We start from the raw sequence: 15413 nt of genomic DNA on the forward strand, positions 1-15413 counted from the left end.
ACCTGGAGGCACCACCCATGGCCGAAACCGGCACCGAAACCGGCACCGGCACCGAACCGGACGTGGCCGGACTGCACGCACTCTGCCGCGAGCTGGGCGAGGCCGCGGACGCGGTACGCGAAGCCGGCAGGTACGTCGGCGAGCTCGCTCTCGGCACCCGCCTCCCGGCGCGGGCACTGGTCGGTGGCCGGGCCCGTGCGGCACTGCGCGCCCTGCTGGGTGCCCTCACCGACCCGGCCGGGCTCGGCTGGCCGTCCGACGGCCGGCGCCCCGCGGTGCGCGCCGCCTGGCTCCTCGGGGTGCTCACCAGCCGGGAAAGTCTCGCGGTGAGCCTGGCCGTCGCGGGGCTCAAGGCCCGTATCCGGGCGGCGGCCGTCACACATCCCGAACTGCTCACCGACCCGGACACGGCCCGGGTGCTGCGGGCCATCGACGACGACAGGCAACGCGAGGCCCTGCGCGCCTTCAGGTCCATCGTCGGCAGCCAAGGCGCCGAACGCGCCTTCGCTCTGCTCGCCCCCTCCTTCGGCGACATCCTCGCCTGGAACGCGCTCACCGACGAGAACCCTTTCAACGACGCCGCCGCATGGGAGATCGCCACCGGCCGCACCCTTGCGGGCGCCGAACCGGTCCTCGGGATCAGCGCCCGCATCTGGGCCCTCCTCGACCGCGGCCCCGGCCGCGCCGAACCCGTCGCCCCCGACCCGGCCCTGCTGGAGCGGCTCGACTCCTCCGGTACCGTCGTCGGCTGCATCCGCAACATCGGGACGGTGGGCACCGGCGGCACTCTGCTCGTCCAGCAGGTCACCGGCCCCGACGGGGTGACGCGCTACATCGTCCAGCTCGCCGGGATGGCCACCGACGCGGTGTCCAAGGCCAGCCCTCAGGATGTGCTCGGCGCCATCCATGCGGTCGCCCGGCCCGCCACGCCGTACACCCGCGCTGTCACCCGGGCCCTGCGCTCCTGGGTGCCCTCCGGCAGCGAGGTGGCTCTCGTCGGGCACAGCCTGGGCGGTATCACCGCGATGAACCTCGCCGCCGACCCCGACTTCTGCGCGCTCTACCGCGTCACGCACAGTGTCGCGATCGGTTCGCCCGTCGACGGCAAGCACCCCGCCGACCCGGACACCCGTGCGTTCTCGCTGATCAACGAACACGATGTCGTGCCCAGCCTGGAGGGCCGCTCCGCGGTCTCGCCGTATGCGCCCCCGGCGCAGTTCACCGAGTACACCTGGACCGACGACACCCATGCCTTCCCGCTGTGCCACGCGGCCGAACGCTACGCCCACAACCTGGAGTTCGACGTGCCCGAGGCGAGCGCCGACGTCGACGCCGCGCTCGCCCCGTACCGCGGCAGGGTGACCGCGACCCGGCTCTTCGCGCTCTACGACCGCTGAGAGAACCCGCCACACCCTCGCCCGTACGACACCAGGGGCCACCGCTCGTGCCGTGAGGCCCGCCGACCTCGCACCGCCCCGCCAACCCGTCGCCGCATGCCGCCCGGAGGACCCGGATGACCGACACCACGCCCACCAACGCCGGCACCCCCACCAGCCCCGCCGCCTCCGCCCCGGACATCCCCGCGCAGTCCGACGGCCGGCAGCCCAATCCGTCGCAACCGGAGCCCTACGGGCCGCCCGGCGTCCTCGAACGTCTCGGGTCGGCCGCGTTCGCCCGCGTCAACCGGCGCCGCGAATGGCATGAACTCCCCACCGCACTGGGTCTGCTGAATCTGCGCTTCCTCCGCGACGACCTGCGCCGGGAGAACCTCCACGACACCTACCGTGCCGGCGGCGAGCGCCCCCGCCGCGCCCCGGCGAGCCTCCCGCCCTTCCGCTCCTACGACGGGTCGGCCTACGACCCCCATGACGAGGACATGGGCCGAGTCGGCACCCGTCTGGACCGCAACACTCCGCTCCACCTCGCCTTCCCGGACAGCGACGCCGAACTGATGTCGCCCAACCCCCGCGAGGTCAGCCGGCACCTCCTGGCGCGGCGCACCTTCCTGCCGGCCCCCACCCTCAACCTGCTGGCGGCCGCCTGGATCCAGTTCGAGAACCACGGCTGGGCCAACCACGGCGACAACGAAGAGGCCGAACCGTTCACCGTGCCGCTGGCCGAGGACGACGACTGGGTGGGGGAGTGCCCCATGCGCGTCAACCGCACCCGCCCCGACCCGGTCGCACACACCACCCCCGACGCCCCACCCACGTACGAGAACACCCTTACGCACTGGTGGGACGGATCTCAGATCTACGGCTCCTCCGAGGAGCGCTGCCGGTCACTGCGTACCGGCGAGCGGGGACACCTCATCGTCCGGGACGGCCGACTTCCGGCCGACCCCAGGCCGGGCATGTCCTGCCTGGACGCCACCGGTATGAACAGCGACTACTGGACCGGCCTGTCCCTGCTGCACACCCTGTTCGCCAAGGAACACAACGCGATCTGCGACTATCTGCGCTCCCACTACCCCACCTGGGACGACGAACGGCTCTTCCACACCGCGCGTCTCGTCAACACCGCGCTGATGGCGAAGATCCACACTGTGGAGTGGACACCGGGCATCCTTGACACCCCCGTCCTGCACCGCGCCATGAACGCCAACTGGTACGGAGTCCTGCCCCGCTGGGTCCGCAAGAAGTACGGGCGTATCGGCCAGGGCGAGATGCTCAGCGGCATCCTGGGCTCCCCGACCGACCACCACGCGGCTCCGTTCTCCATGACGGAGGAGTTCGTCTCCGCCTACCGGCTGCACCCCCTCATCCCGGATGAGCTGACATTGCGCGACCACCGCTCGGGGCGCAGGGGGGAGACGATCGGCTTCGACGACATGCAGGGCGCCACCACCCGCACCGCCATCGACGCATACGGTATGAGCGATCTGTTCTACAGCTTCGGCACCGCCAATCCCGGCGCCCTGGTCCTGCACAACCACCCCGACTCGCTGCGCAATCTGACCCGGCTCACCGGCGAACACGTCGACCTGGGCACTGTCGACATCCTCCGCGACCGCGAGCGCGGCATCCCCCGGTACAACAGCTACCGCGAGATGCTCCGCAAGCGCCCCGTGAGCTCCTTCGAGGAACTCACCGGCGGCCACCCCACCGACACCCCGCTGCTGGAGGAGCTCTACGAAGGCCGGCTCGACCGCGTCGACACGCTCGTCGGCAATCTCGTCGAGCCCCGCCCAGCCGGCTTCGGCTTCAGCGACTCGCTCTTCCGCATCTTCATCCTGATGGCCAGCCGACGCCTCAAGAGCGACCGCTTCTTCACCACCGACTACCGGCCCGAGATCTACACACCTGAAGGGCTGGAGTGGATCGACCGCAACGGCATGATCCGCGTTCTGCTGCGCCACCACCCCGAACTCGCCCCCGCTCTGGACGGTGTGACCAACGCCTTCGCCCCCTGGAGGAACCTGTGACACAGCCGCCTCCCACCGCTGTGACCACCACCGTCCCCGCCCCGCGGCCCGCCCCCGGCGGCCGGACGGACCCTGCGGCTCAGCTGCGTGCCCACGCCGTCGCCCTGCACGCGCACGCCGAACGCCTCCGCACCGGCGCGGCGGCCGTCGACTGGACCGGTCCGGAGGCCACCGCCTTCCACCGTCAGATCGAACACCTCGCCCACCGCTGCACCGTCGCCGCCGATGCCCTCATCCGCTCCGCAGCCCTCCTCGACCCCCTCTGAGCGGCACCAGGCCTCGGTCCGTGACAAGCCGACGGCGAGGGGGAGGAGCTCAGCCGCCCGGCGTCACCAGCCGCTCCTCGTACGCGAACACCACCGCCTGCGTCCGGTCCCGCAGCCCCAGCTTGACCAGCACCCGCCCGACGTGTGTCTTGACGGTCGACTCGGCGACGACGAGACGGGAGGCGATCTCACTGTTGGACAGGCCCTGGGCGACGAGTACGAGGACCTCCGTCTCCCGTTCGGTGAGGTCCTCGACGCGTTCGTGTGTCCGCGCACGCGGGGCACCGAGCTTGGAGAACTCGGCCAGCAGCCGTCTGGTGACGGTCGGCGCGAGCAGGGCCTCGCCACCGGCCACGACCCGCACGCCCTCCGCCAGCCGCTCGGCCGGGGCGTCCTTGAGTAGAAAGCCGCTGGCACCCGCCCGCAGCGCCCGGTAGACGTACTCGTCCAGGTCGTAGGTGGTCAGGATCAGCACCTTCGCCTCGCTGTCGGCGGCCACGATCTCCCGAGTGGCCTCCAGCCCGTTCATCCGGGGCATGCGCACATCCATCAGGACGACATCGGGGCGCAGCGCTGCGACCTTCTCCACCGCCTGGTGCCCGTCCTCGGCCTCTCCGATCACCTCTATCCCGGGCATGGCGCCGAGTAGCACCGAGAAGCCTTCCCGGACCATGGCCTGGTCGTCGACGATGAGTACCCGGATCACGCGGCGACCTCCTTGCCGTCTCCCGCTTCCGCCGCGACGCCACCGTCGGCCGAAGACTCCGAAGCCGGCGTGTGGACGGGCAGGAAGGCGGCGACCTCGTAGCCGCCGTCGTCGGTCGGTCCGGCCGTCATCTCCCCGCCGAGCACCTGGACCCGTTCGCGCATACCGAGCACCCCGTGCCCGGCGCCCGGGGAGGGGGTGGCGGGGCGGTCGGGGCTGCCGTTGACGACGCGCAGCCCGAGCCCGCCGAGGACATGGGCGACCTCCACCCGTGCGGAGGCGCCGGGCGAGTGCCGCAGCACATTGCTGAGGGCTTCCTGCACGAGGCGGTACGCGGACAGCTCGACACCCTGCGGCAGCGGCCGCACCGCCCCGGTGACGACTGCCTCGGCGTCCAGCCCCGTCGAGCGCACGCTCCCGAGCAACGTGTCGAGATCGGCCAGGGTCGGCTGGGGTGCTTCGGGATCCGTCTCGGCGAACGGATCGGGGTCGCTGGAGCGTACGACACCGAGGATGCGACGCAGTTCGGTGAGGGCGGCGACGGCGTTCTCGCGGATGGTGGCGAACGAGGTGGCCAGTTCGGGAGGTGTCTGATCGACCCGGTACGGTGCCGCCTCCGCCTGGATGGCGATGACGGACATGTGGTGCGCGACCACGTCGTGCAGTTCGCGGGCGATGGTGGCGCGTTCCTCCAGCACGGTGCGCTGGGCGCGTTCTTGTTCCTTGACCGTCTCCGAGGCCACGACATGCCGCCGTTCCTCCCGCCAGGCCCGCACGGCTCCGGCGGCGACCAGCAGCACGGCCGAGGCCACCGCGAACTGTGGGAGATCGCTGCTCGCCGTGCCCGGCGTGAGCGCCGACAGCAGCGAACCGCTCACCAAGGTCACCGACCACATTTCCGCGGCCAGTCGCGGCCGGGTGCGCAGCACCACCAGCACCATCACCACCACATGGCACAGCAGGGACAGCATGGCCCACTCCTGGCCGTGCAACAGGGACAGCAGAACACCGCTGTAGGAGATCCAGTAGGCGCCGACGGGCCTGAGGAGGACCAAGGCGATGGGAACGGCGGCCAGACAGCAGGTGGCGAACGTGACGGCACCTCCGAGGGAGCCGAACTCCATGCCCTTGGCCAACCCTATGAGGAAGGCGAACATCGCCGTAGCGCCGACGAGCGCGTGCGGCGTCCACCGGGTCCGACGTCGGATCCCGGCCGGCAGCCGGTGCAGCCGGTCTCCCGGACGCGGCTCGGGGCGCGGCGGCAGCGGGCGTGACGCGAAGGCGTCCTGGAACAGGTCCTGGTGCACTGTCTTCAGGACGCTGAAGACGAGGGCGGTCTCGGTCTCCGCGGGTGCGGCCGCCTTCGCGGTCCGGGTCTGGTCGTTCATGCCGCCCACAGTAGGCAGCCGGCAGTGGTTTGCCGTCCCCACAGGTGCTGATCCGGGAATGTCCTCCTCAAGTACCACTCGGGGCAGCGTCCACGCGGGTACGGCGATTGCCGCGGGCGGGTTGCGGAGCCGTCGGTGCCCCTTCGGGTCGGGACCTGCGACTCCTCCGGTTCCGGGGTGAGCAGCCGCCCTGCGTCTCCCGTTGCCGCGCGGAGGCGGGTGCCCCGGCGCCCGGCCTGCGGTCCGCGGCCTGCCGTCCGCGGTCCGCGGGCAGTGGGGCGCTTCGGATCAGGACGTGAGCCTGAGTGATGACGCCTTGTTGTCGAACGAGGCGCGTACATTCTTGCAACCGGCGGGTTTGACGGTCTCGGACGGACCTTTGTAACCGGCGCGCTCGTAGACGCGGACCGGTCGGGTGGTGTGGTTGCAGACCGAGCCGGCCTTGTTGTCGAACGCGTATTTGCCCAGTCGGGGGATGTTCTGATTCGTCAGCAGCATCGGGGCGTTGGCGCCTTTGTTCCGGTCGGCGTTCTCGTAGAGGCATACGACACCCCAGGAGCACGCCTCCTTGCCCTGCCCCTTGACCACGCGCACGGTATGCGGGGCGGTGTCGACCGCCTGGGCGGGGATCGAAGCTCCTCCCACGAGCAGCGCGGCGCCGACCAGCAGCGGTACCCGGCGTTTCACGTCATGCACAAGTGTCTCCTTCGAGGCGTGATCAGTGATGATCGGAGCGTTACTGATCTACGCCTGAGGCGGGATCCGGAAACGTCGCCTCGGGATATTCCCTCGAAGGAGCTGAACAGGCGGAAGGACCCGAAAGTGCCGACCATCGGCCTCCGCACGGTCGCTGCGCCCGCAGCGGCAGCGGCACAGCCCAGGTCGGACGATTGCGACCTGGGCTGCTTCCGGTGGGCCGCCGATGGGTGAGCTGCTCAGCAGCTCAGGTTCTCACCCGTGGGTACGCCCAGTATCCCGGTGAATTGCCGGTACTTGTCGATCCGGCTCTGCACCTGGCCCGGATTTCCGCCGTTGCACTCCAGCGCGCCGTTGATCGCGCGGATGGTCTCGCCGAATCCGGCACCGTTGACCATGGCGTTGTGCGGGGTCATCGTGCCGGGGCCGCTCTGGGTGTTCCAGTACCACAGGGCGGTCTTCCAGGAGACCGCGGCGTCGCGTTCCACCTTGTACGGGTCGTTGAGCAGGTCGATGCCCAACGCGTCGCCCGCTGCCTTGTAGTTGAAGTTCCAGCTGAGCTGGATGGGGCCGCGGCCGTAGTAGGCGGCCTGGCCCGCGGGGCAGCCGTACGGCTGGTTGGCGTCGCAGTAGTGGGGGTAGTTGCTCTCGTTCTGCTCCACGATGTGGACCAGACCGCCGGTTTCGTGGCTGACGTTGGCCAGGAACGCGGCGGCCTCCTGCCTCTTGACGGTGTCACTGCCGGTGTTGGCGAAGGCCGGGTAGGCGTCCAGGGCCGCTGTCAGGCCGCTGTAGGTGTAGAAGGAGTTCCGGTTCGGGAACATCTGATTGAACTGCGCTTCGCTCACGACGAATTCCGCTGCCGTGCCCTTCGACGACTTCGCTGTCGTCGCCTGGGAAGTCGTGGGCATGACAAACCATACTGCGCATCCGACCACCAATGCGGTCAGCAGCGCCATGACGCGTCTCTTCGACACTGGCGCACTCCTTCATTCGTAGGGGGCGGGGGAACTCAACCGTATTGGTCTGTACCAAGTCAAGGCATAGGTGCGGCAAACCTTCCGAACAGCCCGAGTACGGCTGTCGAGAGGAGGAGAGAGGGCGGCCAGTGCGTCGCCGGTCCTCCCGGCAGTCCGCTGACTGCTCCACGACTGGTGACGGCGCTCCTGGAAAACGTGCGCCAGGACGGCAACCTCTCGCGCATCGGCGGCAACAACAGAGCAGACAGCACCGGCTGCCGGCCGGTGACTGCTCCGGGGCGTGCCGGACCGGACCGCCGCCGGACGGCGGACCGGCGAACGACGACGAGCGGGCCCCGAACGACACGAACGGCACCGAACGACACCGAAAGGCACTCCTCATGGCACTGAGAACTCAGCCGAAACGGCAGAAACGGCACAGGCTCCGCAGACGCTCGACCCTCCTCCTGGCACCCGCTGCGGCGTTAGCCGCGGTGCTCGGTCCGGCCGCGGCACCGGCGCACGCCGCCGCCTGGTCCTCCTCGGACCGCTGGGGCAGCTGGCAGACGTCCGACGGCTACACCCTCTACAACAACATCTGGGGCCAGGGAGCCGGCTCGCAGACCATCGAGGCCAACTCGGCGTCGGACTGGCGGGTGCACGCGGACCACCCCGCCACCGGTGGCATCAAGTCCTACCCGAACGCCAAGAAGGTCGTCGGCAAACGCATCAGTGAACTCTCCTCGCTCAGCAGCAGCTACCGGGTGAACGTCCCGGAGGCCGGCGCCTACAACACCTCGTACGACATCTGGGACAGCGACCACGACTACGAGGTCATGCTGTGGGTCAACCAGCACGGCGCGGTCGGACCCATCGGTGCGCCACAGGGCACGGTCTCCCTCGGCGGGCACACCTGGCAGGTCTACAAGGGCGACAACGGCTCCAACCAGGTCTTCTCGTTCCTGCGCACCTCCGACTCGGCGCAGGGCACCGTCGACATCCTGCCGATCCTCCGCTGGTTGAAGGACGTCAAGGGCTGGTGGGGCGACGAGACCATCGGCGACGTCCAGTTCGGGTACGAGATCACCTCCTCGCCCGGCGGCCTCGACTTCTTCACCCGTCAGTTCGGCGTCACCAGCCGCTGACCCGCACTTGCCCCCCACAACCAACCCCCCTCACAGAAGGACATCCGACGATGAGAACCGCACTGCACAAGCGCCGCACCAGCCGCCGCGCCGTCCTGGCCGGGACGGTCGCCACCGTCGCGCTGACCGGCGCCGCTCTGCTCAGCACCTCCGTGACCTCGGCGGGGGCCGCCACCGAGTGGCCCGAGCCGCAGGGCAGTGAGCCGGTGTCCGAGACGATCCCGGTCTCCGGCACCTACGACGGCGAGATGAAGCGCTTCTACGGCGAGGGCGACCTCGGCGGCGGTGACCAGGGCGAAGGCAAGGACCCGATCTTCAAGCTGGAGGACGGCGCGGTCCTGAAGAACGTCGTACTGGGCAAGCCCGCCTCCGACGGTGTGCACTGCATGGGCAGCTGCACCTTGGAGAACGTGTGGTGGGAGGACGTCGGTGAGGACGCGGCCTCCTTCAAGGGCGGCTCCTCCTCTGCCCGCTACACCGTCACCGGAGGTGGCGCGCGCAAGGCCGACGACAAGGTCTTCCAGTTCAACGGCGCGGGCTCGCTGACGGTATCCGGCTTCCAGGTCTCCGACTTCGGCAAGCTGGTGCGCTCCTGCGGCAACTGCTCCACCCAGCACAAGCGGTCCATCACCGTCAAGAATGTGGACATCACGGCGCCCGGCAAGTCCATCGTCGGCGTCAACGCCAACTACGGAGACACCGCGACCCTCCGTGACGTGCGTATCCACGGCGACTCCGACAAGAAGATCGAGCCCTGCGTCCGCTACAAGGGCAACGACACCGGCGACGAGCCGGAGGAGATCGGCAGTGGTCCGGACGGCACCACCTGCCGCTACTCCGAGTCCGACATCTCGTACGACTGATCGGGGCCCGGCACGACCGGGCAGCTGAACGGCGGGGCTTCGCGCGGATGGGCAACGCGGAGCCCCGCCCTCCGGTCACCTCCAGCCGGCTGTTTCCGGCGCGGCGCGGCGCGGCACCGCACGGCGCGGCGCGGCATCGCACGGCACGCACGGTGACGGGGCGTTCAGCCGAGGACCAGCGGGAGCTTCACGGCACGCTCACCCAGCGCGGCCGTCTCCTCGTCGGTCGGTGTACGACGTCCGGTGCCGACCAGCAGCGCGTCCTTGTCGGTGAACGAGACGGGAAACGCGAATCCGGCGATGTCCTCCAGTGACAGCCGTGCTGCTGCGAGGGTTTCGGCGGGCGGTTCGGCGGCCGACGGGAGCTGCGCGATCAGATCGAGATGGTGCAGAGCCCATTCGAGCACGTAAGCGGAGAGGAAGTCGCCGATGGTCAGGACCTTGTCCTGGGTGCTGACGCGGACGGTCGGATCGGCGAGTTCGGCGGCGCGACCCGCGGCGGAACCGACGTCCTCGAAGTGGAACTTGAGCAACCGGGGCTCCCCGTAGGCGGCGGCCAGCCGGGGGATCAGAGCGTCGAGCGGGTCCTCGCCGGTGGGCGGCTCGACGAGGTCCCAGTAGGTGACCGCGTCCGCGGTCGGTTCGGATCGGGTGGGTGTGACCAGGGTGATCAGTACGTCCTGGGCGTCGATGACCAGGTGGCACACCAGGTCCCGCACGAGCCAGCCGGTACAGCCGGACGGCCGCTCGAAGTCCTCGTCCGGGAGGTCGGCGACAGCTGTGCGCAACGCTGCCCAGGAGCGGGAGAAGAGGTCCACTGCGGCACGGTAAGGCCGACCGGGATCGGCGGACAAACGTATTACGGTCCGACTCGTCCGCGCCGTTGAACTCCGGACCCCGGAGCCCGGAGCCCAAAGCCCGGGACCCCCAACAGGGGCCCCGGGCCGTTGAGCCGGCGACCGGCGGACTCCGCCGGCCCGACCGGCGAGCCGACGAGCCGGGCGAACTGCCTAGGCCCGTTCGAGCTGGGCCTCGTACAGTGGGCCCACCGGGATTGCGGAGTCCGCGGCGGCCTCCCTCAGCAGGCGCATCGCCTCGTCCACGGCCTGACCGGGCGTGTCCGCGGAGAGGGTGAAATTCGCCCCCACCGTCTCGGCGTGGCCCTCATCGGTGACGGTCAACTGGGGGAGGGCCGCCACGCCCTGGGCCGCGAACCACTGTGCGAGGTGTGCGGCGAGGACGTCGGGGTCGAGCCCCGCGCGCGAGGCTTCGAGCTCCAGTCGGACTTCCCAGTTCATGCGCTCACTTGCCCGGAGTGTTCACCTTGACGGCCTTGGAGGACGCCTTCCCCTTGGTGCCCGGGAACGGTGAGGTGATCTGTACGGTGATCTGCCCCTTGTAGGTGCCGTCCAACGTTACCTTCTTGCCGCTGGGCCTCGGGGTGTAGTAGGTCGACACCGAGCCGTTCGTGGCCTTGACCTTGGTCTCGCTGGATCCTGCGACGGCCTTCCACTTGGAGCCGCTCTTGCGGTACAGCTTGCCCGTCACCTTCACATGCACTCGGGCGATGTTCCCCGCGCAGGTGACGCGGGTCTTGAAGATGACGGACTTGCCCTTCTTCGACCAGTGCGGGTTGTTGACCTGGGCGGTGCAGCTGGCCCAGCGGGCGGCGATCCCCTTGTCGGAGCCCTGCCGCTCGGTGGTCGTCGCCTGCGCCCCGGATGTTCCCGCGCCGGTGTTCTGCGCCGCGTAGCTGGAGGTGGCCCCTCCGGTCACGAGAGCCGCGCTGACGAGCGCGACGGCCGCCATACGGCGCGATGTGCTGGTCACCATCGAATCGTTCCCCCGTTCGATCTGTTGTGACTGACGCTGAGTGACATTACTGCAACTCGTCCGCTCGGCGTGCCGGGAACGGGGTGCTCTGACAGCTCTGCGACACGACCAAGACACCCTGGCGACAATGGAGTTGGCCATTCCGCACCGGTCGGGCCCCGAGCCTGGTGGGCGGCGAGCTCAGCTCCCTGGCTCTACGGCAGCATCGCGACCGCCACCGTCACCAGGAGCCCGATGTACGCCCAGGCGTACGGACGGTCCGGTATCCGCAGCGGGCGCCGCCGCAGCACGGCGATCACCGGCAGAGCCCCGGCAAGCAGCGCCGCGGCGGCGCGGGCGTCGACGAGGCCCACCAGGTGCATCTGCGTATGCACTGCGGACGGCACGGTGGCGGCGCTCAGGGAGACCGCCGTGGCCGGGAGGGCGATGGCGAGGGTGAGGGGGTTGGCCAGCGCTGTCGCGACGTGCATCGTGTGCCCGGCCCGCCGCATCGCGGGGACGGTCATGACGCTGCCCCCTACGCCGAGGAAGGCCGCTATCGCGCCGACCGGCGCGCCGAGGACGACCGGCAGTGGCCGCGACCCGTCGGTGACGGCCCCGGGCCGGGTGGGAGGGCGGAGGAAGCCGGGCCGAAGCAGCAGATCAGCGGCGGTGAGGGCGACATAGCCGACGAACGCCCAACGGGCCAGCGCGGGCGGCGCGACGCGGGTGACGAGCGCACCGACCGAGGCGCCCACCGCCAGCAGGAGGAGCAGTGTGCCGCTGCCGCGCAGGGCGGCCAGTACCCGCCGGGGCGTGACGGCCGTCGCGAACCCCGCGTTCACCACCATCACCAGGGCCGAGGTCGCCGTGGCCACCCGTACCGCGTCCGCGCCCAGCGCGGCGTCCGCCCACACCACGACCGGGACGGCGACGAACCCGCCGCCGAACCCGAACACCACTGTCGTCACCCCGGTGAGGAGCCCGATCCCTGTCAAAGCCAGAACATCCACGGAGCCACCCCACCAGCAGCAGGGGCCTTCTCGCATGCGAAGGTCGGCACATTTCCTTCGTGACTCGGCCAGTACGGTGGCGGGGTGAAGAACGTTCCTCTCGACAGCGTCGACCACGTGGACCGGGCCGTACTGCCGATCGGCACCGACTACCCGCCCGGCCACCTGCTGGACTGGCACGAGCACCGGCGCGCGCAGTTCCTCTACGGCGCCACCGGCGTCATGGTCGTCGACACCGACGAGGGCACCTGGACCGTTCCGCCCGAGCGCGCCGTCCTGATCCCGGCCGCCACCCGGCACCGGGTGCGCATGCTGGGCGTGAGCACCCGGAGCCTGTACATCGAGCCGGACGCCGTCCCCTGGTGGCCCGCCACCTGCACGGTGGTGGACGTACCGCCACTGCTGCGCGAACTTCTGTCGGCAGCCGTCGGGTTCGAGGCCCACTACAGCCTCTCCGGGTGGGAGGGACACATCGCCGCGCTCCTCCTGCACGAGATCGCCGCACGCACGCCCCTGCCGTTCCATGTGGCGATCCCCGCCACCGCTGAGCTCGCGGCACTCTGCCGCGAGTACCTCGCCGCCCCGGACGTCGGCGTCACCAACGCCACATGGGCCGCGCGGACGGCCATGAGCGAACGGTCCTTCACCCGGCGCTTCCGCTCGGAGATCGGCGACAGTCCTGCTGTCTGGCGGGCTCGCGCCCGCCTGCTCGCGGCCGTCCCGCTGCTGCGCACCGCGTCCGTCAGCGAAGTCGCCGGCCACCTCGGCTACGCGTCCCCGGCCGCGTTCACCGCCGCCTTCACACGCGCCTTCGGCATGCCACCGTCCCGCTTCGCCGCGCGCAGCGCGGGCGGCGGACCCGGACCCGGCCACCGCCTCTGACTCCCCCCGTCGGGAGGCTCCGCTATGGGGTGTGGGAGAAGCGACGGGCGGCTGCGGTGAGGGCGGCGAGGCCGAGCAGGGCGACGAGCGCGAGTTCCAGCAGGGCAGGGGGCGTCCAGTCCGCCCAGCGGACACCGGCGTATGTGGCGGTGTGCGAGGTGGTGGCCTCGATGGTGCGGTGGAGAAGGTCGACCGCGTAGCTGAGGGGGTTGAGCGCGGCGAGGGCGGCGAGCCAGTCGGGGAGCTTGGTGAGCGGAAAGAACGCCCCTGAGAGGAAGAGCAGGGGAGTCATGGCCAAGCTCAGGACGACTTCGAAGGTCTCCGGCGTCCGGATGGCCACGGCCAGCGCGATGGTCACCGCGGTGAGAGTGAAGGCGGCCAGCACCAGGACGCCCAGCAGCCCCGCGAGCATGGCCGGCCGGTACGGGAGGTGAGCGGTGCCTGCCAAGGACAGGAGCAGGGTTCCCTGGGCGGTGGCTACGGTGGTGCCGCCCAGGCACATGCCGATCAGCAGGGTCGGGCGGTGGGCGGGAGCCATGAGGGTCTCGCGGAGATGCCCGCTGGCCCGGTCGACGATCAGACGGGCGCCGACACCGAAGGTGGGCATCTGGATGGTCATGACGAGAATGCCGGGGAAGAGGTAGGTGGTGTAGTCCTCGCCGACAGCGGTGTCCGGGATGAAGGCGGCCAGGCCGCCGCCCAGGGCGAGCAGGAAGACCAGGGGCTCCAGGAGCATCATGCCGCTGTAGACCGGTTGGCCGACGGTGCGCAGCAGGTCGCGGAGGACGACCGCGTGCACCGTGCGCAGTTCACGGCGCAACAGCTCCGCGCGCCGGGGCCGAGCGTCCACGGCGGCGAGCGGTGTGCTCATTTCGACTCCAGAGGCTCGGTGCCGGGGTCGGTGTCGGTGCTGCGGCCGGTGTGATGGAAGAAGACCTCGTCCAGGGTGGGGGGCGTCACCGCCAGCGCCCGCAGGGCGAGCTGACGGTCGGCCAGGGCGGCGACGACCAGGGGAACCGTGCGCGCGCTGTCGGCCACGCGGAGGGTGAGGCCGTCACCGGTCCGGGCGGGCCGCAGGCCGAGGTCGCGCAGCGCCGCGACGGCGGCCGTGTCGTTGTCGGTGTGCAGCCGGATGCGGTCCTCGCCGATCTGGGCCTTGAGGTCGGCCGGTGTGCCCACGGCGACGATGCGGCCGTGGTCGATGACGGCGGCGCGGTCGCAGTGTTCGGCTTCTTCCAGATAGTGGGTGGTGACGTAGAGAGTCGTGCCGGTACGGTCGCGCAGCTGGGTCAGGTGGTGCCAGATGCGGGCACGGGCATGTGGGTCCAGGCCGGTGGTGGGCTCGTCCAGGAAGAGGACGCGGGGCTGGTGAAGGAGGGCACGGGCGATCTCCAGGCGGCGCCGCATGCCGCCGGAGAGGGTGCGGACCTTGTGGTGGCGCCGGTCGGCCAGGTCGGCGAGTTCGAGCACTTCGGTGGTGCGGGCGCGGGCCAGCGGACGGGGGAGTTGATGCAGCCGGGCGTGCAGATACAGATTCCGTGCCAGGCTCATGTCCGCGTCCAGGGCGGTGTCCTGGAGCAGCAGACCGATCTGGCGGCGTACCTGTTGCGGTTGACGGACGACGTCGGCCCCGGCAACCCGGGCGCGGCCCGCGGTGGGCGGCGTCAGTGCGCACAACATGGCGATGGTGGTGCTCTTGCCGGCCCCGTTCGGACCGAGGAAGCCGAAGATCTCGCCCGGCCCGATGGTGAGGTCGATTCCGTCGACGGCCCGCCGCTCGCCGTAGGTCTTGGTCAGCCCTCGCGCCAAGACTGCGGGCGCGGGGTGAGGTGGGCGCTCCGCCTCGGGCTCGAAGGGGTGCGCACGGTTCCCGGTCATGGAGGGCCGGGGGCCGCGGGCTTCCGGCGTGGGATTCGGGTGGTCGGTGGTCATCGCCGTGGCGCCTGCCTGAGTATGTGAGCCGGAGCAGGGCCGGCCCGACGGCCGGCCATTCGGTGAAAACCCTCCTTCCCCGCGGGCTTCACCTCATTTTCGTACCTGTCGCTCTCACCATGCCTTTCGGTTCCGGGAAAGCAAAGGGAGAGGCGCCGCCGAGCGGGCTGAAACCACCGTGACCGGTATTCCGGGAGCAGGGAGAATGCGATGCGGAAGCCAGGGCGCACGCCGGGGCGCACACGAGGTCGCTCCCGTGATGTGGCAGGTGGCGTGCTGGTGCGGCCTGGTCCTTCGGCCGTCTGCTTCGATGGGAAAAATGTGTCA

General features: G+C 70.4%; 16 protein-coding genes. 6 read left to right on the forward strand and 10 right to left on the reverse strand.

All coding sequences use genetic code 11. The annotated features are described in order from the left end of the window. The first annotated feature begins 17 nt into the window (after window positions 1-17). The 3 genes from JW613_RS20890 to JW613_RS20900 all read left to right on the forward strand — a co-directional run bounded on the left by JW613_RS20890 (window position 18) and on the right by JW613_RS20900 (window position 3690). A complete protein-coding gene (locus JW613_RS20890; protein ID WP_209212360.1) occupies window positions 18-1397 on the forward strand; it encodes an alpha/beta hydrolase family protein in 1380 nt (459 codons plus the stop codon). A 116-nt stretch (window positions 1398-1513) separates the two neighbouring features. Further along, window positions 1514-3424 carry a peroxidase family protein gene (locus JW613_RS20895; RefSeq protein WP_245226012.1) on the forward strand — a complete coding sequence of 637 codons (1911 nt, stop codon included), beginning with the start codon at window positions 1514-1516 and terminating at the stop codon, window positions 3422-3424. After that, window positions 3421-3690 carry a hypothetical protein gene (locus JW613_RS20900; RefSeq protein WP_209212361.1) on the forward strand — a complete coding sequence of 90 codons (270 nt, stop codon included), beginning with the start codon at window positions 3421-3423 and terminating at the stop codon, window positions 3688-3690. Before JW613_RS20895 ends, JW613_RS20900 begins: the two co-directional genes overlap by 4 nt. A gap of 49 nt (window positions 3691-3739) precedes the next feature. Here the strand turns inward: JW613_RS20900 and JW613_RS20905 are convergent, their stop codons facing one another. From JW613_RS20905 to JW613_RS20920, 4 genes are all read right to left on the reverse strand, one after another. Continuing rightward, window positions 3740-4363: a response regulator gene (locus tag JW613_RS20905; protein ID WP_245226051.1), complete on the reverse strand. Its 624-nt coding sequence runs from the start codon at window positions 4361-4363 to the stop codon at window positions 3740-3742. A gap of 29 nt (window positions 4364-4392) precedes the next feature. Then, window positions 4393-5784, reverse strand: coding sequence for a sensor histidine kinase (locus JW613_RS20910; RefSeq protein ID WP_209212363.1), 1392 nt, complete (start codon window positions 5782-5784; stop codon window positions 4393-4395). A gap of 288 nt (window positions 5785-6072) precedes the next feature. Beyond that, window positions 6073-6480, reverse strand: a complete 408-nt coding sequence (locus tag JW613_RS20915; RefSeq protein ID WP_209212364.1) for a peptidase inhibitor family I36 protein — start codon at window positions 6478-6480, stop codon at window positions 6073-6075. Window positions 6481-6719: 239 nt separating this feature from the next. Beyond that, on the reverse strand, window positions 6720-7391 hold the full coding sequence (locus JW613_RS20920; protein WP_245226013.1) for a chitinase: 672 nt from the start codon (window positions 7389-7391) through the stop codon (window positions 6720-6722). Between the two features lie 449 nt (window positions 7392-7840). On the opposite strand from JW613_RS20920, the gene JW613_RS20925 reads away from it, so the two are divergent. Further along, on the forward strand, window positions 7841-8584 hold the full coding sequence (locus tag JW613_RS20925; protein WP_209212365.1) for a GH12 family glycosyl hydrolase domain-containing protein: 744 nt from the start codon (window positions 7841-7843) through the stop codon (window positions 8582-8584). A 50-nt stretch (window positions 8585-8634) separates the two neighbouring features. Then, on the forward strand, window positions 8635-9447 hold the full coding sequence (locus JW613_RS20930; protein ID WP_209212366.1) for a pectate lyase: 813 nt from the start codon (window positions 8635-8637) through the stop codon (window positions 9445-9447). Between the two features lie 164 nt (window positions 9448-9611). Here JW613_RS20930 and JW613_RS20935 read toward each other — a convergent pair whose 3' ends face one another. The 4 genes from JW613_RS20935 to JW613_RS20950 all read right to left on the reverse strand — a co-directional run bounded on the left by JW613_RS20935 (window position 9612) and on the right by JW613_RS20950 (window position 12272). Next, window positions 9612-10265, reverse strand: a complete 654-nt coding sequence (locus JW613_RS20935) for a maleylpyruvate isomerase N-terminal domain-containing protein (RefSeq protein WP_209212367.1) — start codon at window positions 10263-10265, stop codon at window positions 9612-9614. Between the two features lie 192 nt (window positions 10266-10457). Then, window positions 10458-10745: a hypothetical protein gene (locus JW613_RS20940; RefSeq protein ID WP_209212368.1), complete on the reverse strand. Its 288-nt coding sequence runs from the start codon at window positions 10743-10745 to the stop codon at window positions 10458-10460. A gap of 4 nt (window positions 10746-10749) precedes the next feature. After that, entirely contained in the window at window positions 10750-11280 is a 531-nt protein-coding gene (locus JW613_RS20945; RefSeq protein WP_209212369.1) for a hypothetical protein, read from the reverse strand. 194 nt (window positions 11281-11474) lie between these two features. Continuing rightward, window positions 11475-12272, reverse strand: coding sequence for a sulfite exporter TauE/SafE family protein (locus JW613_RS20950; RefSeq protein WP_209212370.1), 798 nt, complete (start codon window positions 12270-12272; stop codon window positions 11475-11477). 84 nt (window positions 12273-12356) lie between these two features. On the opposite strand from JW613_RS20950, the gene JW613_RS20955 reads away from it, so the two are divergent. After that, the gene (locus JW613_RS20955; protein WP_209212371.1) at window positions 12357-13154 is read left to right on the forward strand and encodes an AraC family transcriptional regulator; all 798 of its coding nucleotides are present in this window, start codon (window positions 12357-12359) and stop codon (window positions 13152-13154) included. Between the two features lie 22 nt (window positions 13155-13176). Here JW613_RS20955 and JW613_RS20960 read toward each other — a convergent pair whose 3' ends face one another. After that, the gene (locus tag JW613_RS20960) at window positions 13177-14025 is read right to left on the reverse strand and encodes an ABC transporter permease (protein ID WP_209212372.1); all 849 of its coding nucleotides are present in this window, start codon (window positions 14023-14025) and stop codon (window positions 13177-13179) included. Then, on the reverse strand, window positions 14022-15086 hold the full coding sequence (locus JW613_RS20965; protein ID WP_245226016.1) for an ABC transporter ATP-binding protein: 1065 nt from the start codon (window positions 15084-15086) through the stop codon (window positions 14022-14024). Before JW613_RS20965 ends, JW613_RS20960 begins: the two co-directional genes overlap by 4 nt. Between the last annotated feature and the right edge of the window lie 327 nt (window positions 15087-15413).

The organism is Streptomyces smyrnaeus, from assembly GCF_017676345.1.
GTDB classification, from domain to species: domain Bacteria; phylum Actinomycetota; class Actinomycetes; order Streptomycetales; family Streptomycetaceae; genus Streptomyces; species Streptomyces smyrnaeus.

Excerpts from the sequence above, each read along its gene's own strand:
- JW613_RS20890 (WP_209212360.1), top strand. The coding sequence starts at position 18 with ATGGCCGAAACCGGCACCGAAACCGGCACCGGCACCGAACCGGACGTG.
- JW613_RS20895 (WP_245226012.1), top strand. The coding sequence starts at position 1,514 with ATGACCGACACCACGCCCACCAACGCCGGCACCCCCACCAGCCCCGCC.
- JW613_RS20905 (WP_245226051.1), bottom strand. The coding sequence starts at position 4,363 with ATGGTCCGGGAAGGCTTCTCGGTGCTACTCGGCGCCATGCCCGGGATA.
- JW613_RS20910 (WP_209212363.1), bottom strand. The coding sequence starts at position 5,784 with ATGAACGACCAGACCCGGACCGCGAAGGCGGCCGCACCCGCGGAGACC.
- JW613_RS20920 (WP_245226013.1), bottom strand. The coding sequence starts at position 7,391 with ATGCCCACGACTTCCCAGGCGACGACAGCGAAGTCGTCGAAGGGCACG.
- JW613_RS20925 (WP_209212365.1), top strand. The coding sequence starts at position 7,841 with ATGGCACTGAGAACTCAGCCGAAACGGCAGAAACGGCACAGGCTCCGC.
- JW613_RS20930 (WP_209212366.1), top strand. The coding sequence starts at position 8,635 with ATGAGAACCGCACTGCACAAGCGCCGCACCAGCCGCCGCGCCGTCCTG.
- JW613_RS20940 (WP_209212368.1), bottom strand. The coding sequence starts at position 10,745 with ATGAACTGGGAAGTCCGACTGGAGCTCGAAGCCTCGCGCGCGGGGCTC.
- JW613_RS20945 (WP_209212369.1), bottom strand. The coding sequence starts at position 11,280 with ATGGTGACCAGCACATCGCGCCGTATGGCGGCCGTCGCGCTCGTCAGC.
- JW613_RS20960 (WP_209212372.1), bottom strand. The coding sequence starts at position 14,025 with ATGAGCACACCGCTCGCCGCCGTGGACGCTCGGCCCCGGCGCGCGGAG.
- JW613_RS20965 (WP_245226016.1), bottom strand. The coding sequence starts at position 15,086 with ATGACCACCGACCACCCGAATCCCACGCCGGAAGCCCGCGGCCCCCGG.